This window comes from Nonomuraea basaltis (genome assembly GCF_005893125.1).
Taxonomy (GTDB): Bacteria; Actinomycetota; Actinomycetes; order Streptosporangiales; family Streptosporangiaceae; genus Nonomuraea; species Nonomuraea basaltis.
Genome location: NZ_VCJS01000014.1, coordinates 77,522 through 100,074, shown reverse-complemented (window position 1 = coordinate 100,074; position 22,553 = coordinate 77,522). Strand labels below are relative to the sequence as shown.

Genomic DNA, 22,553 nt, shown 5'->3' with positions numbered 1-22,553 from the left:
CCCTTCTCATGGGATGGAAACGGGCTTTACGGCTGGGCGGCGATGCGCTCCGCGATGGCGTCCCACAGGTCGTGCCGGGCCTCCAGCGCGGTGATCAGCGTGAGCGCGCACTCGTCCCACTTGACCTGGTCGTCGCCGCAGAGGTCGACGAGCATCTGCATCGCCATCGGCGTGTGCTGCTCACCGTCGACCTCGATGTGCCGCTCCAGGTAGTCGCGGAACGTCCCCAGGACGTCGGCGTGCCGGTCCATCCGCATGACCTGGTCGAACATCTCGGGGATGAGGTCCTCCCGGCCGAACGCGAACGCGGCGGCCTGGCAGTGCAGCGGCGCCTCGGCGATGATCCGCCAGGTGGTGCCGACGAACGCGGCGGCCGGCCGGGGGACGTCCGCGCCGGCCAGCCCGTCGGGGACGGTCCCGCCGGAGCGCAGGTGGGCGATGAACGCCTCGATGGCCGTGGTGTCGGCGCCGGCCTGCCGCATGCCGTCGACGTACAGCTCGAAGTGGCTGATGTAGCCGCCGGCGAGGGTGTCGCTCTCCTCCACCAGCACGATCTCGTTGACCAGCCGGCGGCTGGTCTCCGGGCCCTCCGGGACCCAGGGCACGCGCACGCAGGTGAGCTGCCGCTGGAGGCTTTTGAGCAGGGACATGAAGTCCCAGACGGCGAAGACGTGGTGCTCCATGAAGGTGACCACGTCGCCGAGGTCGTTGAGCGAGGTGTACATGGGGTGGGCGAGGATCTTGTCCCTGATCGGCTCGATGGCCTGCTGGAGCCCGTCCAGCCCTGGGTGCGAGATGCCCCACTTATAGCGATTTGTCGACATTTGGTGCTCCAGATTGTGTGGTCGGAATCTGAGATGTCATCGGGAGGGACTCGGGTGGCACCTGCGGCGGCTCCTCCTCGGTGCCCAGCAGCCCGCGGATCTCCAGCCGCTTGATCTTCCAGGTGGAGGTGCGCGGGAAGTCGGCGAAGTGCCACTGGACCGGGCTCTCCAGGCCGGGCAGCCCGGCCACGGCCGCCGCCCAGCGCCCGCGGTCCAGCGGCCGGTCGTGCCGGGTGGCCAGGATGGGCGTGGGCCGCCCCGCCCGGCCCGGCACGACCACCAGCTCGGAGATCTCGGGCAGGCGCTCCATGAGAACGTCCTCAAGCCCGAGGTTGCTGTCGATGTCGCTGATCTTGTCCACTTCGCGGTCGGCCAGGTGGACCCGGCCCGCGCGGTCCCGCCAGCCCATGTCGCCGACGTACCACCAGCCGTCGGTGAGCTGGGACTGGAAGCGCTCGTCCTCGCCCAGATAGGTGCGGACCCGGCCGCGGGTGCGCACCTCCAGGCGACCGATCGTGCCGCGGGGCACTGGCCGGCCCGAGGAGTCGACGACCCGCAGCCGCACGAAGCCGGGCAGCGGGTAGCCGATGCAGCGGCCGTCCACCCGCTCCACGTTGCGCCTGGTGTTGAGCCAGCCGGTGAGCGGGCCGGTCTCGCTCTGGCCGAACAGTTGCAGCAGGGCCGGACGGCGGTGCCGGGAGGCCGACAGGAGCTTCTTGACCGTGCCCGGATGGATGGCGTCGAAGGTGCTGCTGTAGTAGCGCACGCCGTCCAGCGGGCCGTCGATCTCGTCCGCGAAGTCCTCCCACAACACGAAGTTGTTCGGGTGGGTCTCCACGAGGGCCGGCCTGGTCGTCGAGAGCATCCTGCGGACCGTGGCGAGGCCCGTCTCGCTGATCACCGCGAGCGGGTTGCCGTAGGACAGGAACACGCCGAGGGAGTTGAAGAACCGCGAGTGCACGAACGACATCGCCAGGAGCACCCGCGAGCGGTGCCGGACCGGCCAGGCCAGCAACTGCTGGGGAAGCAGGCGGTGGGAGAGCGTACGCGTCGTGTGCACCATCAGCTTGGGCACGCCGGTCGTTCCCGAGGAGTGGGTGATGAGCGTCGCGTGGTCGGGCGGCAGGTCGATCGGCGGGCGCCGGGGCGCGCCCGCCAGCGCCGCGAGGTCGGTGAGCCGGGTGCCGTCCAGGCCGGACGGCACGTCGGACCGGGTGCCGTCCAGGCCGGATGGCGGGGCGGACCGCGCCGGCCCGTCGGTGACGAGGACCTTCGTGCCGGAGAACGTGCCCTCGCCGGCGAGCCTGGCGAGCTGGGCCGTGTCCGTGACGATCCACGGCGACGACAGCCTGGCCAGCAGGATCAGGACCACGGAGGGGTCCAGCGCCGGGGAGAGCATGACGGGCACCGCGCCCGCCCTGGCCGCGGCGCAGGCCAGCAGGGGCAGATCGAAGTTCAGGCCCTTGTAGACGGGGACGTACTCCCCCCGTCCCACGCCGGCCGCCCGCAGGCGGGCGGCGAGGTCGTCGACGATGTCGGCCAGTTCGTCGTAGTCGTAGGTGGTCTGGTCGGAATCGAGCACGCTCAGCGGCCGGTCCAGCTTGACCGTGGCGGCCGGGTTCCGCCGTGCCGCCTCCTCGAACATCCGCCCGATGCGGAACGTCCGCCGCAGCGCCGTCCGCAGGATCGGCGCCAGCGCGCCCGCTCCCATCATGGTCTTCCCTCTTCGTCGCTCATGGTCGTCATCCGTCCTGATCGGGGCGCCACGCGGCGAAGCGCCGCAGGCCGTAGAGCAGCGGGACACCCGCCGCCCGCGTCACGTCGGTGACCTCGCCGAGCACCACCGCGTGATCGCCGACGAGCAGGCTCCTGGTCACCCGGCAGCCGGCGAAGGCGACGGCGTCCTCCACGAGCACCGGCTGGCCGTTGGCCTCCGAGAAGGCCCAGGTGACGTGGGCGAACCGGTCGTCCACCGGCCGGGAGAACAGCTCGGCGACGCGGCGTCCCTCGGCCCGCAGCAGGTTCACCGCGAACCTGCCGCTCCTGCACAGCGCCTCCAGCGTGGAGCTGCGGGTGTGCAGGCAGATCAGCAACGTCGGCGGGCTCACGGCCACGCTCGTCAGCGACGAGCACGTCAGCCCGCGCGGAAAGCCGTCGGCGCCGGTGCTGGTCACCACCGCGACGCCGGTGGGGAAGGATCCCATCAGCGCGCGGTAGTCGTCCTCCGCGCACGTCTGCTCACCGAGCTCCGATGACACGGCCATGGTCCTCGCTCCGTCGACTGCGATCTCCATCGGGCGCCCGTCACGCACCGCTCTGCCAGAGCCAGCGCTCTTCGCCGTATCCGGTCACCCAGCTGTGCGGCCCGTGGACCAGGCTCTGGGTGAGCTCGGGCAGGGCGTGGAAGGCCGCGAGGGCCTGGCGCTGGGTGAGGGCCCGGGCCACGAGGGCGTCGGCGGCCGACTTGCGGGCCTGCCACGCCTCCAGCGGCTCGGTGCCGGTGACGAGCTCGGCCGGATAGTTCTGGCCGAGCAGCAGGCAGTCGACGCCGTCCAACTCGTAGAAGGTGGGAGCGGCGGCGCGGGCGAGCCTGCGGGTGATCGGGTCGCGCAGGTGCAGCGGCGCGCCGGCGGCGTAGACGTCCAGCAGCGGCTGGATGCCGGAGACGTCGGTGGAGGTCCAGACCTCCCGCCAGAACGGTGTGTCGCGGCGCCGGTTGTAGCGGTAGTGGAGGGCCAGGAACCAGCGCAGCCCGTCCCAGCGGTTCGCGGTCACCCGGTTGAGCGTCTCGCTGGGCACCGGGTGCTTCCAGGACGCCGGCAGCAGCGGCATCATCGACATGATCGTGAACACCAGCATGAGCAGGCTGCTGGACTCCAGCGGCTCCACGAACGCGTAGGAGTTGCCCACCGCGATCACGTTCCCGCGCCAGGTCTTCTCGTGCCGCCCGACCCGGAAGCGCACCGTCTTGAGGTCGCCGACCATGCCGTGCTGGCGGATCACCTCGTCGGCGGCCTGGTCGCCGGACATGAAGGTCGAGGAGTAGACATAGCCCACGTGGTCCTCTTCGGGGACCGGGATGCTCCAGCACCAGCCCGCGTCCATGGTCGCGGCCGTGGTGTACGGCTCGATCGCCTCGCTCTGGGTGGTGTAGCCGGTGACCGCCGTGTCGGTGAAGAGGCTGTCGGCGTAGCTGGTGAAATTGGTCTTCAGTGCGTCGCCCAGCAGCAGGGAGCGGAATCCGGTGCAGTCGATGTACAGGTCGAAGTCGAGGCTCCGGCCGTCGGTCGTCCGCAGCGACTCGATCCAGTCCTCGCCGGACAGGCGGACGTCGCTGATCTGGGCGTCCACGTGGTGGATGCCGCGCTCCCCGGCGATCTCGGAGAGGAAGGTGACCAGGGCGCGGTTCTCCAGGTGGTAGGCGAACGGTAGGTCGTCCATCAGCGAGACGTACTCACCGTCGTCCGTGCGGAACACCGGCACCCGGTTGTGCAGCATGAACAGCGATTGCAGGGTGTACGCGTTCGGGTCGTTCCTGGTCGCCATCGAGCCCAGCACACCGATCGAGTTGGCGCCCCAGTCGAAGGGGGCCATGATCCCGTCGGGATAGGGGCCCCAGTCGAACTTGATCCCCAGCTTCCAGGTCGGCTTGACCCGCTTGAGGAAGTCCAGGGCGTCGATGCCGAGATAGTGGTGCAGGAACGCCAGCAGCGGCGGCGTCGTGGCCTCGCCGACGCCGATGACGGGGATGGCGCTCGACTCGACCAGCGTGACGTCCAGCCAGGGCCGTTTGGCCCGCAGAGCCAGCGCCACCAGATAGCCGGCGGTGCCGCCGCCGATCACGCCGATGCGGCGCACGGCATGCGGGTCGTCGGGATCGGGGCGGGGCGCCTCGTGGGAGAGCGCGGCGCGTTCCCGATCGGGGACGCGGGAGCGGAACGCGCCCGCGCCGTTGGCCTCGGGGCCGGGCAGCAGGCTGGACAGCGCGCGCGCCTCGGCGCCCGGCATGGTGCCGGCCAGCAGATCGATCTTCTCCGACCAAGTTAAGCCGTGGTCGGCCGCAGATTTGCTCGTCATCTTTGCGTCTTCTCTCTCGAAGTAGCGCTTTGTCCGGGGGTCGTCAGTACAAGCCGCCGCGCAGCGTGATGGGCCCGCGCGGGCCGTAGGGGGCCTTGTCCAGCCACGCGCCGAAGCGCGGCAGACGTGGAGCCAGCCGGGCGGCACCGGCCTGGGCCAGCCGGGACCAGGCGGACTCGGCGCGCAGATGCCGCAGCGCGCCTTCGACGCGGGCCCGGTTGTGCCGCGCCGCCTGCCGCCGCACCGTGTCGTAGTCCTCGACGACGCCTCTCGCCCGCTCCACGCCGGTCGAGCGGAGCGCGAGGCACACCGCGGTCGCCGCCGCCTCGGCGTCCGCAATCGAGCTGTTCATCCCCCGCGCGCCCAGCGGGGCGAACAGGTGCGCGGCCTCCCCGGCCAGCAGGACGCGCCGGTGCTCGTCGGCGAAGCCGGTGGCGACGCGCTGCAGGCAGGGATAACGCGACACCCAGAGCACCCGCTCCGCCTGCTCCCGCGAGACCACCTTCGGCAGCCACAGGCGGACGGCGTCGGGGTCGCTCAGCGCCTCGCCGTCTGCCGGGTCCCGGCACTGCACGTCCACCTGGACGCCGCCGGTGAACGGCACGATCAGCAGGTTCCGGCCGTCGAGCGCCGGATGCCGGTAGTGCAGGTGCCGCTCCGCCGGCGCGCCGCCCGCGTCCTCGCCGGACAGGTCCACTGCGACCCGGTAGTCGCTGGAGCGGCCACCGTCCATCTCGATCGGGATCGACGCGCGGACGGCCGACCGCGCCCCGTCGGCGGCGATGACGTAGCGCGCCCGCCACTCGCCGCCGTTCTCGGCGCGGACGGTCACCCCGTCCGGGTCGGACCGGACCGAAACCACCCGGGCTCCCCAGACGGGCTCCACGCCGGCGGCGCGGCACGCGCCGAGCAGGAACCGCTCGGTGTCGAGCTGCCGCAGGCTCGCGTACGGCGGCAGCCCACTGCCCTGCTCGGTGTCGTAGCGGCGGGCGTAGACCTCCCTGCCACGGTAGAAAGTGCGCGCGACCTGCCACAGGACCCCGAATCCCGCGATCTTCTCCCCCAGTCCCGGGCTCAGCCGCTCCAGCCGCTCCAGCGTCTCCTGGTGCACGAACAGCGCCCGGCTGCCCGGCCGCTCCTGGTCCCGGGCGTCCGCCTCGATCAAGGTCACCTCGACGCCGAGCGACCGGGCGGCCAGAGTGGCGCTCAGACCGGCCGGGCCGGCGCCCACGACCAGCAACTCCTGCTCATGGCTCATCGATCGGACCTTCCTAGTCGGTGATCCCCCGCCGCTCGCACGGACAGCCCGGATCGCTGATCGGCCAAGGGGGCGAAAGCCGCTCACCCCGTACTCGGGGCGCGGCAGCGGGGATGGAGCCGTCGCTCACGCAGTTCAACAGGCGAGAGGCCGGCAAGTCCACTACCTGATTGAGTAGTGGACGCGCGGGAGACCGCCTTTTATGGTGATGCCGTGAGTTCACGAGAGCAGCCGTGTCAAGTCAAATGACTTTTCGGGTGCGGCGCCCGTGTAAATTCTGCCGACCTTTTGAAGGAATTCCATGACGAGTCAATCCGCGCGGCTGCCGCTGTTCCAAATCGCCCGCGAAAGCTATGGGGCCATGGGGAAGTTCGCCCAGACCGTGACGCAGAGTGCGCTCCGGTCGGGGATCGAGGCGGAGGTCGTCCACCTCGTGAAGATCCGGGTCTCCCAGGTGAACGGCTGCGCGTACTGCATCGACATGCACATCATCGACGCGCAGGCCGCGGGGGTCACCGCCCAGCGGGTCTACCTGCTGGACGCCTGGCGGCACTCACCGCGGTTCTTCTCCGAACCCGAGCAGGCCGCACTCGGCCTGGCGGAGGCGATCACGCTGCTCGGGACCGACGCGGTGGACGACGACGTCTACCAGCGGGCCCGCAAGCACTTCACCGAGGAACAGACCGCCCACCTCATCTTCGTGGCGACCGTCATGAACGCCTGGAACCGGCTGGCCATCTCGGCCCGGCTGGTGCCCGGCGCGTACAAGGGCCGTTCCTGAACGGAATCCGCGCCTCCTCGCCACACGCAGGTCCGCAAGCCACACGCAGGGAGTAGAGCATGTCCGCGGTAGACGCGCACGCGCCGGCGACAGAGCTGAGCCGGCACCTCCAGGAGACCCTCGACTGGCACTTCGATCCGGCGACGGGGTCGAGATTCTGGCTGGAACTCGCCGGCGGGCTCGGCTTCGATCCGCGCGCCGACATCCGGTCCGTCGCGGACCTGCGGCGCTTCCCCGACGTCGGGGAGCTGCTGCGGACCGTGCCGGCCGAGGATCTGATCCCCCGGGGCGGCACGGGCACGTACGAGGTGTTCGACTCCGGCGGGACGACCGGGGCGCCCAAACGCGTCGTGGACGCCACTTCGCGGGTCGCCAACGCCGACTGGTGCGCCGACGTGCTCGACTCCCACGATTTCCCCGCCAGGGGGAACTGGCTGCACATCGCGCCGTGCGGGCCGCACGTGGTCGGCCGTACCGTCCGGCGGATCGCGGCCCGGCGGAACGGGCTGTTCTTCACCGTCGACATGGACCCGCGCTGGGTGAAGAAGGTCCTCGCCGACGGCCGCGGCGACCTCGCCGACGAGTACGTCGAGCACGTGCTGGACCAGATGGAGGCGATCGTCGCCACCCAGGACATCCGGGTGCTGTTCATCACCCCGCCGATGCTGGAGGCGGCCTGCGCGCGGCCCGCCATCTACGAGGTCCTGTCCGAGCGCCTGGAAGGGCTGCTCTGGGCGGGCACCTCGGCGGGGCCGGAGACGCTGCGGCTCATCGAGGAGACGCTGTTCCCCAAGGCCAAGGTGTGCGGCATCTACGGCAACACGCTGATGGGCATCGCGCCACAGCGCCCCCGCGAGCGCGGGGACGAGCAGCCCTGTGTCTTCAGGCCCTACCACCCGGCCTCGGTCGTGGAGATCGTCGACCCGGACACCCGGGTCCCCGTGGCCTACGGCGAACGCGGCCAGGTGCTCATGCACCTGCTCTTCCGCGACATGTTCCTGCCCAACATCCTCGAACGCGACACCGCGCTGCGGATCGCGCCCGGGGCGGGCGACGTGGTCGACGGGATCGCCTCCGTCCTCCCCGTCACGACCGAAGAGATCGTCGAAGGGGTCTACTGAGGCTCACTGGCGACCGGCCGATCAGGGAGGAGGTGCCGTTTGGACACGATCAGCGTCTTCGCCGGAGGCGAGTTCATCGCGGGTGAGCCGATCGAGGACGACCTGCTGGTGGCCGACTCCTGGCTGGTCGTGGACGGTGCGGTGCGTTTTCTCGCCGACCACGGCCGCCGCTTCCGCGCGGCCTGCGAAGCGGCGGCCCTGGCCGGAGACCTGGTCGCTGCGATGTGGCGGGCGGCCGTCGACGCGTTGCCGCGGGAGGGGGACTGGTTCCCCCGCGTCGAGCTGTCCGCCTCCGGCGAGCTGCGGTTTCGCGTGCGTACGGCACCGGCCAGGGGCGGGCCGCTGGCCGTCTGGGCCCGGCCGCCCGGCGACCCGCGGCGCGTCCCCCACGTCAAGGGGCCGGACCTGGCCACCCTCGCCCGCCTGCGGGCCGAGGCCCAGCGGCACGGCGCTCATGAGGCGCTGATCGTCGCTTCCGACGGGTGGGTGGTCGAAGGCGCCACCACGAGCCTGCTGTGGTGGGAGGACGACACCCTCTGCGTGCCTTCGAGCGAGCTGCCCGCGTTACCCGGAGTGACGACCGCGCGGCTCCAGCGCCGGGCCGCCGAGCTCGGCATCCCGGTGACCCACCGGCGCCGACGCCCGCAGGACCTCGCGGGCCGTGAGACATGGCTGGTCAACGCGCTGCACGGCATCCGCCCCGTGCAGCGCTGGGCGGTGCCCGAGCTCTTCCGCCCCGGTCCGGTCAAGATGGCGCCGTCCTGGCAGGCGTGGCTGGCGGAGCAGGCGGCGCCGCTGCCTTCCCGGCCCGCACAATGAGCGGCGCAAGAGCCACTAAGAAAGAAAATGTCCGGCCAATCCACTTCATCCGTGACAGGCGGTCGCACGAATTAGTGTCAGGACGGCAGAAAACCGATAGGGGGCGGCACACGATGTCGGTCGGTTTCGACAATATCGAAAAACAAAGATGGCGTCCGTTATTCAAGGTCCTGCGGCAGGCCGGGCCCGGCTGGACGCTGATGCTCCTGGCGCAGGAGGGTGAGCCCGCCGAGACGCTGCGCTCGGTGGTGGCCACGGCCCGCCGGCGGGGCATGCACATCCTGCACCGCTCGCAGCCCTCCGACACGGAGACGGGCCCGGCGGTCGCCGCCGTGGCCCAGCGCAAGGCCTGGGTGCTCCTGGTCACGCCGCCCGGCCTGGTGGAGAACAAGGCGGACCGCGAGGCCACCGCCGCCGACACCCTCGCCCACGCCGTACGCGAGATCCTGCCGGTGTCCGCCCCGGCCGCCGTCAAGCTGGCGGATCGGCTCCTGGACAAGCTGGACTCGCTGGATCCCGCCCTCGCGCCCCACCTGGTGACCGTGGCGGACGCCCACCTCGCCGACGGCCGGCTGGCCGGAGCCGGGGTGCTGCTGCGCGAGAGCCTGCTGCGGCCGCTGCCCGACGAAGTCGCGGCGGAGCTGCGTACCCGGCTGGTCCACGTGCTGGTCGCGGGCGGCTGGATCGCCGAGGCGATCACCGTCGCGCAGGCCGCGCCGCCCGAGCAGGGCCAGCATGACGGCGGTCGCGACGACGCGCGGGCCGCGCTGGCGTTCGCCCTCTCCCTGCGCGATCCGGAACGAGCCGCACTGCAAGCGGCGGAGCCGACGCTTTCGGGGGCGGCGGCGGCGGTGACCACGTCCACGCTGGCCGGAAGCGCGTGGCGGCGCGGTGACGCGGCGCGGGCCATGCGGCTCGCCCGGCAGGCCGTCACGATCGCCGACGACAGCGCCCCGCCGGTGTGGCGGATGCTCGTCCGGCTCGCCTACGCCCGCAAGCTCATGAGCGGCGGCCGGTACACCGAGGCCGACGGCCACATCGAGCAGGCCACCGGCGAGCTGTCCTGCCCCGGCGCGCCCAGCGTCTACGCCCCGGCCCCCGCCATCAGCCGGGCCGAGCTGCTGATGCGCACCGGCAACCTGGAACAGGCGCTGGAGCTGGCCGAAGCGGCCCTGCGCACCGCCCGCGAGATGGACGCCGGCCTGCTCCTCCCACTCGGCCATGCGGTCCTGGCCGAGGCGAGCCTGCGGATCGGCGACCTCGACAGAAGCCGCTGGCACGCGCAGCTCCCGGACAAGCCCCGCGCGGCCGGCCGGCCCCGCCTGTGGCCGGTGCACCCCGAATGGATCCGGGTGCGCATCGCCGCCGAGTTACACGGCCCGCAACACGCGGCCCGGCTTTTCGCCGCCGAGCACACCGATCTCGTCACGTACGGGCCGCTGCTGCTCGACGAGCCCGGCGCGGCCGTCTGGCTCACCCGGCTCGGCATCGCGGCGGGCGACGACGGGCTCACCGGTCAGACCCTCACCGCGGTGGAAAGGCTGGCCCAGCGCAACCCGCAGTCCCACCGCCTCTCCGTCGCCGCGTGCCACGCCAGGGGGCTGCGCGAGAAGGACGTGACGGTGCTGCGCTGGGCAGCCGCCGAGCATCCCGACCCCTGGGACCAGGCCGGAGCTCTGGAAGACCTCGGGGCCCGGCTCGCCGCCCCGCCCGCCGCCGACCTCATCGAGGCCGCCCGCCGCTACCAGTCGGCCCTGTGCCTGTTCGAGCGGATCGGCGCGGTACGCGACAGCGAGCGCGTGCGCGGCCGGCTGCGGAGGCTGGGGCAGGAGCCGGTGCCGATCCGGCAGGGGCAGTCCTTGTGGCGCGGGTTCAGCGAGACCGAGTGCCTCATCGCGCTGCTGGTGAGCCAAGGGCTGACCAATCATCAGGTCGCCAGCCGGGTCTCGTTGTCGGCGCACACGGTCAACTATCACCTGCGCAAGATGTTCCGGAAGGTGGGTGTCAACTCGCGCGTCGAGCTTGCCCGCCTCGTCAACGAAGCCGGCCGTGACTCCCTGGCCATCCCCTGCGCTTCCCGCGCCCTGCCCTGACCGTCCTCGTACCGAGAAATGTGCGTTGATCGCGATATACCCCCGGACCTGCTCGAACGACGCCGGGTTCGGCCGCGCGGAGGGGTCGGGACGGCGGGCGGCCCGCTAACTGCGAAACAGCGCGTAATCCCGTGCCGCCGGCCCGTATGTGCGGGCGGTGGCGATGCGGTCCTTGAGGAAGTCGAAGAAGCCGCTCACCCGTTCCGGCGTCGGCGGCGGCAGGGGCGGCGGTGATGCCATCCAGCCCGAGCGTGGGATAGCGGGCGGCGGCCAGCTCGATCGCCAGCGCCATCCCATCCAGCCGCTCACAAATCGAGGCGATCTGGTCGCGCAGCGGAGGATCCAGCGGCCAGCCGACCGCCGCCGCCCGCTCCATGAACAACGCGACCGCGTCCGAGTCACCATCGACGGCCAGCGACAGCGGCGGGACCGGATGCACCCGTTCGAACGGCACCATCAGCCGTGCCCGGCTGGTCGCCAGCACCGTCACCCGAGGGCACGTCGCCAGCAGCCGCTCGAGGAACAGCGCCAACCCGTCCACCACGTGCTCGCAGTTGTCCAGCACCAGCAGCGCATGACGGTCGGCCAGCACAGCGAGCACGGACTCGGTCATGTCGCGGCCTGGCTGCTCACCGAGGCCGAGCGCCCCGGCGACCGCAGTCGCGATCAGGTCCGGATCGGTGACCGGGACCAGATCGACGAACCACACCCCGTCGGAGTACTCGCCGGCTACCTCCGCGGCCACCGCCAACGCCAGCCGGGTCTTGCCCACACCGCCGGGACCGACCGCGGTCACCTGACGGTGCGCCTTGATGCCGGGGTGCAGGCCCCGGAAAGCTCGCGCAGGGGGTGCGCATGTGCGAGATCGCCAGGCCGCCAGCACCTTGGGCGCCACGTAGGCGAACAACCCTGGCGGCAGCTCGATCGAGCGCACGGCCGACAGCCGTCCCCTCGCCTGCCGAGTCGGTCCCATCGTCGATGCCGGCCAGGGCGTAGATCTGCTCCGTGGTCTAGGAGCTCTCCCACGCGGTCACCGGATCCGGCTGCATGTCTCCAGTAGTCCCCGTTCCCGCTTCGGCCGCAACCCCGGGATCGGCGAACCCTTGGCGGGAGGTACGCGCGCTCCGCCCGTCCGACCACGAGGTCTACCCCGACCCCGACCGACTCTTGGCGATCTGGCTTTCCGTCTTCTCAGGAGCGTCATGAAACTGCTCGTTCCTTGTGGCACCCACCACGTCGGCCGCGGCCTGAGCGGCGTGCCGGCCCCCAGGCGTTAATCGCGGACCGCGCCGACTCCGAGACGGTCCGTGCCGCGCTGGCCAGCTGGGAGGAGTGGGACGCCGTCATCGACACCTGGGCCTGGGCGCCGCGGCCTCCCTGGCCGAGCCGTACGAGTTGACGTTCTTCCCGCTGGACGACGGCCCGAACAAGCTCATGGACGACTCCGCGATCCCCAAGACGATGGAGACCAACTACCGGGGGCTACGCGGCAAGAAGACCGCGCTCACCGTGAACAAGAGCACCAAGCCGCTGATAGCCAAAGTGTTCGCCGACATGGCCGCCGCGGTCAAGGTTCTTGAGACGGTTGGTACAGCCCGACCTGGCGGTAGACGGACTTGAGATAGCGCAGCATCCCGGCCGCGTCCGGCGGGTCCGGCTGGAGCACGCGGTAGGTCACGGCCGCGGCCATCATGTCGATCAGTACGTCCAGATCGGCGTCCGCTGCCACCGTGCCGTCCTTTTGCGCGCGCCGCAACATTGTGGCGGCCAGCTCGCGGCGCGGCAGGATGTAGTGCTTCCAGTAAACGGCCATCAGCTTCGGATGGCTGACCGCCGAGCCCATGACGCGGGCGACCAGCGCGCGGAAGGCCGGGCTGGCGACCATCTCCGCCGCTGCGGGGAGGGCGCCTTCGATGATCTCCTGCGGGGACAGGGCCTCGACTTGGGCGGGGGAGGGGGTCAGCTCGGCGGCGACCGCCTCCTCGATGGCCTGGGCGATCAAGTCTTCCTTGGTGCTCCAGCGGCGGTAGACCGTGAGCTTGCCCACCCCTGCCCGCTTGGCGACCTGCTCCATGCTGGTGCCCTCGACGCCGCGATCGAGGAACAGCTCCAGCGCCGCGCGCAGGATCGCGGCGTCGGTCTTGGGGTCGCGGGGGCGCCCGCGTCCTCGGGCAGCGGTCATGCCAGGGCTCCGTCCAGCCAGCGGGCTAGCTCGGCCGGACCGCCCTTGCAGGCCAGGTGGGCGTCCGGGCGTACGAGCATAGCGGGCAGCGCCCCCTCCACCGGGTGCAGGAGGACCACGTGGTCGCCGAGCCGGTGGCGAGCGGCATCGAAGGCGTCACGGTCGCCAACGACCGCCCAGCAGCCGCGAAGCTCGGCATGCAGCCTGGTCCGGGTGCCGTCGGGGCGCTCACAGGCCAAGTCCGGGATCCGGTCGCCGGGCCGCGGCTTTCCGCCGCGACCGCCCAGCGGGCCGCGCCGGTAGCTCACCCACAACTGCGAGGTCGTGTACGTGGCCCAGCGCTGCAGCCATGCGATGTTGGACACCGGCAGCAGCACCCGGTCGCGTAGGAAGCGGCCGACCGGCCCGGCGGCGATGTTGACCTTGGTCTGTGCGGTGCTGCCGCGCAGGACCTGGGTGGCCAGCGGGCGGCGCTCGGCCTCGTACGTGTCCAGCAGCTGGTCGCCGGCCCGGCCCTGGACTACCAGGGCCAGCTTCCAGGCGAGGTTCTCGGCGTCGCCGAGCCCGGTGAGCATGCCCTGCCCGCCGAACGGGGCGTGCACATGCGCCGCGTCCCCGGCCAGCAGGATGCGCCCCCGCCGGTAGGTGTCGGCCAGGCGGCGGTGCACGCTGAACAGCGACGCCCAGGTGGCCTCGAGCAGCCGTATGTCCGGCAGGCCAGTGCGTTTGGGCAGGATGCGCCGCATGCGCTCGACAATCTGCTCCTCGCTTGGCTTGTCGTCGCGGAAGGAGGGGTCGTAGGCGAGCAGCCGCCACTGGTCGCCCGGCATGGGCATGGCGCCCAGCAGGCCGTCCGGATGCACCCAGCCGCTGACGCCCGAGCGGTCGAGCGTCGTGTCGAGGCGGCCGTCGACCAGCAGGAAGCGCTCGCTGACCTTGACGCCGGGGAAGCCGATGCCAGCCAGCTTCCGTACCGTGCTGCCGGTCCCGTCACAGCCGACGAGCCAGCCCGCGCGCATCGTGCGGCCGTCGGCCAGCGTCGCGGACACCCCGGTGGCATCCTGCTCGGCCGCCACCAGCCCGGCGTTCCACTCGGGCTCCCCGCCCAGCTCGGCCAAGCGGTCGCGAAGGCGTGCCTCGACCCGCGCCTGGGAGATCACCATCGGCGGACCGGCGGTGCGCAGGCCGGGGTCGCCGAAGCGGATGCGCGTCATCGGGCGATCCCCGGCATACGTGGTGACCAGCATGGCACGTTCCGACTCCTCCGGCAGGCCGCTGAGGGCGTCCAGCCGGTCGAGCGCCTCGGAGCCGCGCGCGTGCACGAAGTTCGCCCGCGACGTGGTGGCCGGGCCGCCGGCCTTGTCCACCACCCGTACCGAGGCGCCATGCTGCAGGAGCGCGCACGCTAGCGCCAGACCCACTGGTCCAGCGCCGACCACCAGCACATCGATCTCCATCGGTGTCCTCTCAATTTGTTTACGGAGTGGTACCGTAAACAAATTAACTCGGGGGCGACCCAGTGTCTAGAAGCATTGACGCGTTCCTGGCGGCTGGCGGTGCCGTCGGCTACTACCAAGGCCGTGTCTGCTGTGCGGAACTGGGCTCGGACAGCAGACGCGACGCCCTCGCCGAGGCAGGGCCGCAACTTCTGGCGGACCACGGAGTTGTCGTCGGAGTGCTACACCAGCAGCAGCGCCATGAGCAAGCATCAGAGTCAGGTTGATGATGTTCGAGCCGACCAGGCTGCCCGCGGCCAGCTCAGCCTGCCCCCTGGAGCCCCGCCGTGGCGGCCACGACCAGCTCGGGTGCGCTGGTGCCAAACCCGATGACGATCACGCCCACCACGATCGGCTCCAGCCCGAGCCGTTCGGCCAGTCGGCCGGAGCCGAGGATCAGGTGGTCCGCGGCGAAGGCCAGTACGGCCAGCCCCAGCGCGCTGAGGGTGATCAGGAGCGGCACGGTCAGTCTCCTCGCAGATCACGCCGCTGAAAGGCGGCGATGCCGGCCAGCGAGAGCGCCGCGGTGACCGCGCCCAGCCACAGCAGCGGGCTCACATCTACCGGCTGGCCCAGGGACTGCGGGGTGTGCGCGAAGGGGGACAGGCCGATGATCCAGTCGTCGAGTTGGAGCAGTTCGCCGAGCTGTCCGAGCAGGGCGAAGGTCACCAGCGCGGCCCAGGCGAGCGCGGTCAGCCGGGGCAGCAGCCCGAACAGCAGCATCGCGATCCCGGCCAGCGTCCACGTGGCGGGTACCTGGACCAGCGCCGCGCCCAGCAGCCGGACGGCCTGGCGGGCCGGCTCGCCGACCCGGAGTCCGTGGGCGAGCCCGGCTGTCAGTCCGCCTGCGGCGAGAATCAGTGCGCTGCCGCCCAACGCGACGGTCAGGTGGCTTGCCGTCCAGCGTCGGCGGGCCACGGAGGTGGCGAGGACGGGTTCGGCCCGGATCGCAGATTCCTCGCCCTGCAGCCGCAGTGTGGCCTGGACGGCGTAACCGCCGGCGACCATGCTCAGCAGGCCCATCTGGGCGGCCAGGAACGTGTCGATCAGCGCAGTGGCGCCGCCGCCCAACTGTGCCAACAGTTCGGCCAGTTGCGGGTTGTCGCGCACGATGTCGCCGACGCTGTGCGCGAGCGCGCCGAACATCGCGCCCACCACGGCGAAGCCGATCGTCCAGCTGAGCAGGCCGCCGCGCTGCAGCCGCCAGGCCAGCGCCAGCGGGCTCCTGAGAGAGGCGGCGGCGTCCGGCGGGCCCAGGCGGGCCGGCACCAGTCCGGCGCCGAGGTCGCGCCGCCTGGTCAGCAGCGCCGCCCCTGCCACCAGCACCAAGCCGGTGACGGCGAACAGGGCGGCCACCCACCAGCGCTCGCCGGCGAACGCCCGCATGCGCTGCGCCCAGCCCAGCGGCGACAGCCAGGCGAGCGTTTCCACCTTCGCGGCGTCGCCGAGCGCGCGCAGGAGGAAGGCCAGGCCGAGGGTCGCGGCGGCGATGCCGTTGGCGGTGCGGGCGTGCTCGGTGAGCTGCGCGGCCAGCACGGCGACGCCGGTGAACGTCCAGCCGACGCCGCCCACGGCCAGGCCGAACGCCAGTGCGCCCGTTGCCGGCAGGCCCTGCCCGGCCAGGGCGAGCGTGAGGAGGAGCACGATGAGCAGGTTCGCGCCGCCGGCGACGAGCACCGCCGAGGTCAGGGTCGCGTGGCGGCCGACCGCGCAGGCGCCGACCAGCTCCGCCCGGCCGGTCTCCTCTTCTGCGCGGGTGTGCCGGATCACCACGAAGATGCTCATCAAAGCTGCCAGCACCGAGGCCATGGTGGTGGTGCGCCAGGCGGTGAGCCCGCCGATCGACGTCGCGTCGAAGACAGGCCCGGTGAGCGCTTGCAGCGCGGGGGCGGAGCCGATGGTGACGCCGAGGGCGATGCGCTGGGCGGCCTGCGGGTAGAGCTCGGCGATGGCCGAGGCGCTGGCGGCCATGACGCCGGTGATGACGACGATCCAGACGGGCAGCAGGACGCGGTCGCGGCGCAGCGCGAGCCGCACCAGCGTCAGCGTGCCGGTCACGCCGCGACCTGGTAGTGCCGCAGGAACAGCTCCTCCAGGGTGGCGGGCTGGCACGTCAGCTCGCGGACGCCAGAGTCGGTGAGCAGGCGCAGTGCGCTCGGGAGATGCTCGGCGTCCACCTGGAAACGGACCCGGGAGTCGTTGACGGCCAGGTCGTGCACGCCCGCCAGCACGGTCAGCTCGTCGGGGATGTGGTCGAGCTCGGCGGTGATCGAGGTGCGGGTGAGGTGGCGAAGCTGGGCCAGCGTGCCGGTCTCGACCGCCTGCCCGTCGCGGATGATGGTGACCTGGTCGCACAGGGCCTCGACCTCGGACAGGATGTGGCTGGACAGCAGCACCGTGCGGCCGTTGTTCCGCTCTTCCCGGATGGTCTCGCGGAAGGCCGCCTCCATCAGCGGGTCCAGGCCCGAGGTCGGCTCGTCGAGGAGCAACAGTTCGACGTTCGAGGACAGAGCGGCGATCAGGGCCACCTTCTGGCGATTTCCCTTGGAGTAGGCACGGCCCTTGCGGGTGGGGTCGAGGTCGAAGCGTTCGAGCAGGGCCGCCTTGCGCCGCCGATCGAGGCCGCCACGCAGCCGTCCGAGCAGGTCGATGGCCTCCCCGCCGGACAGCGTCGGCCACAGCACGACGTCGCCGGGCACGTACGCCAGCCGCCGGTGCAGCTCGACCGCGTCCCGCCAGGGGTTCCCGCCGAGCAGCTCGGCGTGGCCGGAGTCGGCCCGCAGCAGGCCGAGCAGGATGCGCAGCGTGGTGGTCTTGCCCGAGCCGTTCGGGCCGAGGAAGCCGTGCACCTCGCCGACGTGGACGGTGAGGTCGAGCGCGTCAAGGGCGCGGACTTTGCCGTAGCGCTTGGTCAGGCCACTGATGAAGACGGCAGGGCTGCTCGCCATGGGGGCGCCTCTCTGATGCCGGTCCGATATGACGTTTGCCGACCAGGCTTCCCGGCGCTCCACGATCGACGGTAACAGCGCGGGCTCGGCTCGGCCAGAGGTCTCTTGGCGAATTCCTGACGATCCCGGTCCTTGCCAAGCGATTGACCATTTGGTTAAAGTGCTGACCATGCGGTCAGACAATGACGACCTAACGGCGCGCGCCAGGATCAGGAACGCCGCGTTGGAGCTGTTCGGCGCCGAGGGCGTCAACCGCGTGACGTTGCGGGCGGTCGCCGCCCGCGCCGGGGTGTCGCATGCCCTGGTGCTGCACCATTTCGGCACCAAGGAGGGGCTGCGCAAGGAGTGCGACGACTACGTGATGTCGCTGGTGCGCGGTGGCCCCGAGGTGGATCTGGAGGACACGGCAGGGCTGGGCGCGGTGCTGGAGGCCGGCACGCCGGTGCGCCGCTACCTGGCCCGCGCCTTCCTCGACGGCACCCCGGACGCGGCCGCCCTGTTCGACGAGATCGTCGAGGCCAGCGAGCGGTGGCTGGAGCAGGGCGTCGGTGAAGGGCGGGTGCGTGCCAGCGAGGATCCGCGGGCCCGCGCGGCGATCTACGTGACGTGGCTGCTCGCGCCGCTGGCCTTCGGCGAGCACCTATCCAGGGTGCTGGGTGTGGGCGACCTGCACGAGACGGACGCCACGTTGCAGTACTCCAGGGCGGCGATCGAGATCTTCACGCATGGCGTGTTCGCCGACGACCGTGCACTGACGGCCTGGGACGCGGTGAAGAAGGAACGGCGGTCGCGATGAGGGTGCTCATCCTCACACACGGGACCCGCGGCGACGTCCAGCCGTACGCGGGGCTGGCCCTGGCGCTGCGGCGGGCCGGGCATCAGGTGGTGCTGGGCGCACCGGCGGCGATGGCCTCTCTCGCGCACCCGTACGGGATCGACTTCGCGCCGCTGCACGACGGGCCGAACACGCTCATCGACGACCCCGACATCCGCCAGGCCATCGAGACCAACTACCGCGGCCTGCGCGGCAAGCGAGTCGCCCTGCAGGTGATGCGCCGCAGCAAACCGCTCATGGCGAAAGTATTCGAGGACATGGCGACCGTGGCCGAGGCGGGGGCCGACCTGGTGGTGCACGCGCCAGGCATCCCGGCCCAGCACTTCGCCGAGCGGCTGGGCGTGCCCGCGGTCCCCGCCGCGCTGCAGCCGGTGTGGGTGCCGACCGCCGCCTTCCGCAACCCGATGCTGCCGCTGCCGCTGCCCAAGGCGCTCAACCGCGCCTCCTACCTGCCGATCAAGCTGATGCTGCGCTCCTTCGGCGGCATCGCCGACGATCTGCGCAAGCGGCGGCTGGGCCTGCCACGGCGGCGCGGGCGCCACGACATCCTCCGTCGCCCGGACGGCGGTCCGGCCACCGTGCTGCAGGGCTTCAGCCGGCACGTGCTCCCGAACCACCTGGACTACCCGGACTGGGTGCACACCACCGGCTTCTGGTACCTGCCCGCCCCGTCCGACTGGCGTCCCTCCGCTGACTTGGCCGCCTTCCTGGAGGCCGGGGACGCACCGGTGTACATCGGGTTCGGCAGCATGGCGGGCACCGACCCCGCGCGGGTCGGCCGCATCGTGGCCGAGGCCGTACGGCGGGCCGGCGTGCGGGCGGTGCTCGCCTCCGGATGGGGCGGCCTGCAGGTGAGCGACCTGCCTGACACCGTCTTTCAGCTCGACCAGGCGCCACACGACTGGCTGTTCCCGCGCATGGCCGCGATCATCCACCACGGCGGCAGCGGTACCACGGGCGCCGCGCTGGCCGCCGGACGGCCACAGGTGGTTTGCCCGTTCGTCGCCGATCAGCCCTTCTGGGCGGCGCGCATGCACGCGACCGGCGTCGCCCCGCCGCCGCAGCCGCAGCGCCGCCTCACCCCGGACGGGCTCGCCGCCGCCATCCGCCAGGCCAACGGCCCGGCCATGGCGCGTGCCGCCGAAGACCTGGGCCACCGCATCCGCGCCGAGAACGGTGTCGGCCGCGCCATCAAGATCCTGGAGTCCGTGCTATGAGCATCGCCGGCCGCATCCTGGCCCGCCAGGCCAAACTCCCGCCCGCCGAGACCCGCACCGTCACGGTCGACAGAGACCTGCCGATCACCATGCCCGACGGCGTGATCCTGTTGGCCGATCACTACGCTCCGCAGGGGCTCGGCGAGCGGCCCACGGTCATGATCCGCTCGGTCTACACCGACCGCACGAAAGGCTCCTTCGTTGCCAAGCTGATCGCCGAGCGGGGCTTCCACGTGCTGATCGTCAGCGGCCGGGGAACCTGTGGATCGGGCGGCACCCTCGACCCGTTCGCCAGCGAACGCGACGACGGGCTGGCCGTGCTGGCATGGCTGAAGCAGCAGCCGTGGTTCAACGGCGTACTCGGCACCACCGGCGCCAGCTACCTCGGCTTCACCCAGTGGGCCATCGCCGACGCGGCCGGGCCGACGCTCCAGGCCATGTCCACCCAGCTGACCAGCTCTGACTTCCGGAGCATGATCTATCCAGGCGACGCACTCTCGCTGGAGATCTTCCTGGGCTGGGCATATGTGGTTCACCACCAGGAACGCCCGCTGCTGTCATACCTGTACGCACTGGTGAGCGGCACCCGCCGGCGCACGGCGGCGGCACGGCACCTCCCGCTCGCCGAGGCCGACGAGATCGCGCTGGGCGCGGTGGCGCCGCACTGGCGAGAATGGCTCGACCATGGGCAGGCCGACGACCCCTGGTGGACGCGCAGCGACCACAGCGGCAGAGTAGCGGCCGTGACCGCGCCGAACCACCTGGTCGGCGGCTGGCGCGACTTCATGCTGCCCGCCCTCATCCGCGACTACCAGGAACTGCATCGCGCGGGGCGGAAGCCGTACCTGACGATCGGTCCGTGGCATCACTGGGACACTCAGGCATCACTCACGAGCGTCCGCGAAGGACTCCTGTGGCTTCGTGCGCAGCTGCTCGGCGACCGGACCGGGCTGCGCGACAAACCTGTCCGCATCCACCTCGACGGCGCCGGCGAGTGGCTCGACCTCGACAGCTATCCACCGCCCGAAGTCCAGCCGCGGCCATGGCATCTGCAGCCCGGCGGCGGGCTCGCCACCGCCGGCCCGCCAGAGTCCCAGCCTGATCGCCTCGCCTACGACCCGGCGAACCCTACCCCCGATCCCGAACTGCCCCCGCGGCTCATGGGCATCAAACGGGCACACGGCGACCGGGTTTTACGCGACCGCACCGACGTGCTCACCTACACCAGCGAGCCGCTGGCCGCCGATCTCGATGCCATCGGCGTCCCTCGGGCGATACTGCACGTCTCGTCCGACGCCGCGAGCGCCGACTTCTACGTGCGAATCTGCGATGTGGCACCGTCCGGCAAGGCCACGTACGTGACCGACGGGCTCCAGCGGTTCGCCCCCGTACCCGCATGCGCCGAGGTCGAGCTCTGGCCGACCGCGTACCGGATCAGACGCGGGCACCGCATTCGCGTGCAGATCACCGCAGGCGCGTTCCCGCGTTGGGACCGCAACCCCGCCGCCGGCACGCGTCTGCTCCACCACGACCCTGTACGGCCCTCAGCCGTCGTGCTCCCCATCTTGGAGTGACTATGAGCAACATCATCGGCTTGCTTACCGCTTCCGACCGGGACGCGTTCCTGACCGGCCTGGCCAAGGACGGGCCGGTCAGCCGTGCCACCTACATGGATGGCACGCCCATCTGGCTGATCACCGGCTATCCCGAAAGTGTCACGGTCCTGACGGATCCTCGTTTCAGCAGCGACGTCACCAAACAGGCCAAGATCGACCTGGCGGCGGTCGCCGGGCTCCCCGAGGACGTGGCGCCGTACCTGATGCGCACGCTGGGCGCGTACGACCCGCCGGACCACACGCGGCTGCGCAGGCTGGTGTCGCGCGAGTTCACCGCCCGCAGGGTGGAGCGGTTGCGCCCGCGCATCCAGCAGATCGCCGACGAGCTGCTGGTCGGCCTGCCGGAAGAGTTCGATCTGATCGAGCGGTTCGCCTATCCGCTGCCGATCCAGGTCATCTGCGAGTTGCTCGGAGTGCCCACCGAGGACCGGGACACCTGGCGCATCTGGGCCGCCGATCTGGGTGCCGGCGACCTGGATCGGGTCGCGTCCGGAGCGAGGGGATTGGTCGGCTACATGGCGGAGCTGATCGCCGCCAAGCGCACCGCATCGAGTGACGACCTGCTATCGGGTCTGATCGGAGTGCAGGAGGCCGACGGTGACCGGCTCAGCGACGAGGAGCTGATCTCGATGTCCATCAGCATCCTGCTCGCGGGACATGAGACCACTGTCAGCCTCATTAGCCAGAGCGTCTGGCTGCTGCTCACTGGCTCTGTCGACCTCGGCGACGTCGGCGACGCGGTGGAGGAGTTCCTGCGCTACAGCGGACCCGCCGAGATCGCCGTCATGCGCTACACCCTGGAACCCGTAGAGATCGGCGGCCTGACGATCCCGGCAGGCGAGGCGGTGCAGGTGGTGTACGCGGCGGCCAACCGTGACCCGCGCCGCTTCCACCAAGGCGACCTGCTCGATCTCCACCGCCCTGACAACGCCCACCTCGGCTTCGGCCACGGCATCCACTACTGCCTGGGCGCCGCGCTGGCCCGAGCCGAGACCCAGGTCGCCCTCACCAGCCTCCTCAACAGGTTCCCGAACCTTGCGCTGGCCATACCTGCCGCCGAGGTCGGCTGGCAGCCCGGCATCAAACGGGCGTTGACTGCCCTTCCTGTGCGCACATCCAGCAGAGGTGAGTCGCAGTAGGGCTCGGCTGCAGCGTTCTGCGGGATTGCCCGGAGGGCGGCCCACCAGTCGACCGCGACGCAGACCGAGGTTGACTCCGCGGAGCATCCGGGCTGTTCAGTGCGTCGCCTCTTCAAGAACGGGACGCGGCATCACGTCCGGGGTTGA

The 22,553-nt window shown here is 71.3% G+C and carries 20 protein-coding genes; 9 read left to right on the top strand and 11 right to left on the bottom strand.

Going from position 1 to position 22,553, the window contains the following annotated elements:
* Nucleotides 1–26: 26 nt before the first annotated feature.
* From EJK15_RS09360 to EJK15_RS09340, 5 genes are read right to left on the bottom strand one after another with little or no spacing between them, the layout of a single operon-like run.
* Nucleotides 27–824 (bottom strand): DUF3050 domain-containing protein, encoded by a 798-nt coding sequence (locus EJK15_RS09360; protein WP_138709967.1) that lies wholly within the window; start codon nt 822–824, stop codon nt 27–29.
* Nucleotides 805–2,538 carry an AMP-binding protein gene (locus EJK15_RS09355; protein ID WP_240776858.1) on the bottom strand — a complete coding sequence of 578 codons (1,734 nt, stop codon included), beginning with the start codon at nt 2,536–2,538 and terminating at the stop codon, nt 805–807. Before EJK15_RS09355 ends, EJK15_RS09360 begins: the two co-directional genes overlap by 20 nt.
* 28 nt (nt 2,539–2,566) lie before the next feature.
* A complete protein-coding gene (locus tag EJK15_RS09350) occupies nt 2,567–3,088 on the bottom strand; it encodes a flavin reductase family protein (protein WP_138709966.1) in 522 nt (173 codons plus the stop codon).
* Nucleotides 3,089–3,128: 40 nt separating this feature from the next.
* Complete coding sequence (locus EJK15_RS09345) at nt 3,129–4,901, bottom strand: tryptophan halogenase family protein (protein WP_138709965.1); 1,773 nt, start codon at nt 4,899–4,901, stop codon at nt 3,129–3,131.
* Between the two features lie 43 nt (nt 4,902–4,944).
* Nucleotides 4,945–6,159: an FAD-dependent monooxygenase gene (locus EJK15_RS09340; protein WP_138709964.1), complete on the bottom strand. Its 1,215-nt coding sequence runs from the start codon at nt 6,157–6,159 to the stop codon at nt 4,945–4,947.
* A gap of 301 nt (nt 6,160–6,460) precedes the next feature.
* On the opposite strand from EJK15_RS09340, the gene EJK15_RS09335 reads away from it, so the two are divergent.
* From EJK15_RS09335 to EJK15_RS09320, 4 genes are all read left to right on the top strand, one after another.
* The gene (locus EJK15_RS09335) at nt 6,461–6,940 is read left to right on the top strand and encodes a carboxymuconolactone decarboxylase family protein (RefSeq protein WP_138709963.1); all 480 of its coding nucleotides are present in this window, start codon (nt 6,461–6,463) and stop codon (nt 6,938–6,940) included.
* A gap of 59 nt (nt 6,941–6,999) precedes the next feature.
* A complete protein-coding gene (locus EJK15_RS09330) occupies nt 7,000–8,061 on the top strand; it encodes a phenylacetate--CoA ligase family protein (RefSeq protein ID WP_138709962.1) in 1,062 nt (353 codons plus the stop codon).
* A 39-nt stretch (nt 8,062–8,100) separates the two neighbouring features.
* On the top strand, nt 8,101–8,880 hold the full coding sequence (locus EJK15_RS09325) for an aminotransferase class IV (protein ID WP_206060744.1): 780 nt from the start codon (nt 8,101–8,103) through the stop codon (nt 8,878–8,880).
* 200 nt (nt 8,881–9,080) lie between these two features.
* Nucleotides 9,081–10,973: a helix-turn-helix transcriptional regulator gene (locus EJK15_RS09320; RefSeq protein ID WP_138709961.1), complete on the top strand. Its 1,893-nt coding sequence runs from the start codon at nt 9,081–9,083 to the stop codon at nt 10,971–10,973.
* Here the strand turns inward: EJK15_RS09320 and EJK15_RS74295 are convergent.
* Nucleotides 10,915–11,946 carry an ATP-binding protein gene (locus EJK15_RS74295; protein WP_240776857.1) on the bottom strand — a complete coding sequence of 344 codons (1,032 nt, stop codon included), beginning with the start codon at nt 11,944–11,946 and terminating at the stop codon, nt 10,915–10,917. The two genes, EJK15_RS09320 and EJK15_RS74295, sit on opposite strands and share 59 nt — an antisense overlap.
* Before the next feature lie 359 nt (nt 11,947–12,305).
* On the opposite strand from EJK15_RS74295, the gene EJK15_RS09300 reads away from it, so the two are divergent.
* Nucleotides 12,306–12,593, top strand: coding sequence for a hypothetical protein (locus EJK15_RS09300; RefSeq protein ID WP_138709960.1), 288 nt, complete (start codon nt 12,306–12,308; stop codon nt 12,591–12,593).
* Here the strand turns inward: EJK15_RS09300 and EJK15_RS09295 are convergent.
* The 5 genes from EJK15_RS09295 to EJK15_RS09275 form a co-directional block, all read right to left on the bottom strand.
* Nucleotides 12,541–13,155 carry a TetR/AcrR family transcriptional regulator gene (locus EJK15_RS09295; protein ID WP_138709959.1) on the bottom strand — a complete coding sequence of 205 codons (615 nt, stop codon included), beginning with the start codon at nt 13,153–13,155 and terminating at the stop codon, nt 12,541–12,543. The two genes, EJK15_RS09300 and EJK15_RS09295, sit on opposite strands and share 53 nt — an antisense overlap.
* On the bottom strand, nt 13,152–14,612 hold the full coding sequence (locus EJK15_RS09290; RefSeq protein ID WP_138709958.1) for an FAD-dependent oxidoreductase: 1,461 nt from the start codon (nt 14,610–14,612) through the stop codon (nt 13,152–13,154). The genes EJK15_RS09295 and EJK15_RS09290 overlap by 4 nt, the downstream gene beginning before the upstream one ends.
* A gap of 301 nt (nt 14,613–14,913) precedes the next feature.
* A complete protein-coding gene (locus EJK15_RS09285) occupies nt 14,914–15,114 on the bottom strand; it encodes a hypothetical protein (RefSeq protein WP_171074198.1) in 201 nt (66 codons plus the stop codon).
* 2 nt (nt 15,115–15,116) lie between these two features.
* Nucleotides 15,117–16,709 (bottom strand): ABC transporter permease, encoded by a 1,593-nt coding sequence (locus EJK15_RS09280; protein WP_206060743.1) that lies wholly within the window; start codon nt 16,707–16,709, stop codon nt 15,117–15,119.
* Nucleotides 16,706–17,599, bottom strand: a complete 894-nt coding sequence (locus tag EJK15_RS09275; RefSeq protein WP_138709955.1) for an ABC transporter ATP-binding protein — start codon at nt 17,597–17,599, stop codon at nt 16,706–16,708. Before EJK15_RS09275 ends, EJK15_RS09280 begins: the two co-directional genes overlap by 4 nt.
* Before the next feature lie 169 nt (nt 17,600–17,768).
* Between EJK15_RS09275 and EJK15_RS09270 the strand changes: the two genes are divergently transcribed.
* From EJK15_RS09270 to EJK15_RS09255, 4 genes are read left to right on the top strand one after another with little or no spacing between them, the layout of a single operon-like run.
* On the top strand, nt 17,769–18,395 hold the full coding sequence (locus EJK15_RS09270; protein ID WP_138709954.1) for a TetR/AcrR family transcriptional regulator: 627 nt from the start codon (nt 17,769–17,771) through the stop codon (nt 18,393–18,395).
* On the top strand, nt 18,392–19,651 hold the full coding sequence (locus EJK15_RS09265) for a glycosyltransferase (RefSeq protein WP_138709953.1): 1,260 nt from the start codon (nt 18,392–18,394) through the stop codon (nt 19,649–19,651). The genes EJK15_RS09270 and EJK15_RS09265 overlap by 4 nt, the downstream gene beginning before the upstream one ends.
* The gene (locus tag EJK15_RS09260; protein WP_138709952.1) at nt 19,648–21,225 is read left to right on the top strand and encodes a CocE/NonD family hydrolase; all 1,578 of its coding nucleotides are present in this window, start codon (nt 19,648–19,650) and stop codon (nt 21,223–21,225) included. The genes EJK15_RS09265 and EJK15_RS09260 overlap by 4 nt, the downstream gene beginning before the upstream one ends.
* Nucleotides 21,226–21,227: 2 nt before the next feature.
* Entirely contained in the window at nt 21,228–22,406 is a 1,179-nt protein-coding gene (locus EJK15_RS09255; protein ID WP_206060742.1) for a cytochrome P450 family protein, read from the top strand.
* The last annotated feature ends 147 nt before the right edge of the window (nt 22,407–22,553 follow it).

Excerpts from the sequence above, each read along its gene's own strand:
- EJK15_RS09260 (WP_138709952.1), top strand. The coding sequence starts at position 19,648 with ATGAGCATCGCCGGCCGCATCCTGGCCCGCCAGGCCAAACTCCCGCCC.
- EJK15_RS09265 (WP_138709953.1), top strand. The coding sequence starts at position 18,392 with ATGAGGGTGCTCATCCTCACACACGGGACCCGCGGCGACGTCCAGCCG.
- EJK15_RS09275 (WP_138709955.1), bottom strand. The coding sequence starts at position 17,599 with ATGGCGAGCAGCCCTGCCGTCTTCATCAGTGGCCTGACCAAGCGCTAC.
- EJK15_RS74295 (WP_240776857.1), bottom strand. The coding sequence starts at position 11,946 with ATGGGACCGACTCGGCAGGCGAGGGGACGGCTGTCGGCCGTGCGCTCG.
- EJK15_RS09335 (WP_138709963.1), top strand. The coding sequence starts at position 6,461 with ATGACGAGTCAATCCGCGCGGCTGCCGCTGTTCCAAATCGCCCGCGAA.
- EJK15_RS09355 (WP_240776858.1), bottom strand. The coding sequence starts at position 2,538 with ATGATGGGAGCGGGCGCGCTGGCGCCGATCCTGCGGACGGCGCTGCGG.
- EJK15_RS09295 (WP_138709959.1), bottom strand. The coding sequence starts at position 13,155 with ATGACCGCTGCCCGAGGACGCGGGCGCCCCCGCGACCCCAAGACCGAC.
- EJK15_RS09330 (WP_138709962.1), top strand. The coding sequence starts at position 7,000 with ATGTCCGCGGTAGACGCGCACGCGCCGGCGACAGAGCTGAGCCGGCAC.
- EJK15_RS09320 (WP_138709961.1), top strand. The coding sequence starts at position 9,081 with ATGCTCCTGGCGCAGGAGGGTGAGCCCGCCGAGACGCTGCGCTCGGTG.
- EJK15_RS09345 (WP_138709965.1), bottom strand. The coding sequence starts at position 4,901 with ATGACGAGCAAATCTGCGGCCGACCACGGCTTAACTTGGTCGGAGAAG.
- EJK15_RS09290 (WP_138709958.1), bottom strand. The coding sequence starts at position 14,612 with ATGGAGATCGATGTGCTGGTGGTCGGCGCTGGACCAGTGGGTCTGGCG.
- EJK15_RS09360 (WP_138709967.1), bottom strand. The coding sequence starts at position 824 with ATGTCGACAAATCGCTATAAGTGGGGCATCTCGCACCCAGGGCTGGAC.
- EJK15_RS09350 (WP_138709966.1), bottom strand. The coding sequence starts at position 3,088 with ATGGCCGTGTCATCGGAGCTCGGTGAGCAGACGTGCGCGGAGGACGAC.
- EJK15_RS09255 (WP_206060742.1), top strand. The coding sequence starts at position 21,228 with ATGAGCAACATCATCGGCTTGCTTACCGCTTCCGACCGGGACGCGTTC.
- EJK15_RS09340 (WP_138709964.1), bottom strand. The coding sequence starts at position 6,159 with ATGAGCCATGAGCAGGAGTTGCTGGTCGTGGGCGCCGGCCCGGCCGGT.
- EJK15_RS09270 (WP_138709954.1), top strand. The coding sequence starts at position 17,769 with ATGCGGTCAGACAATGACGACCTAACGGCGCGCGCCAGGATCAGGAAC.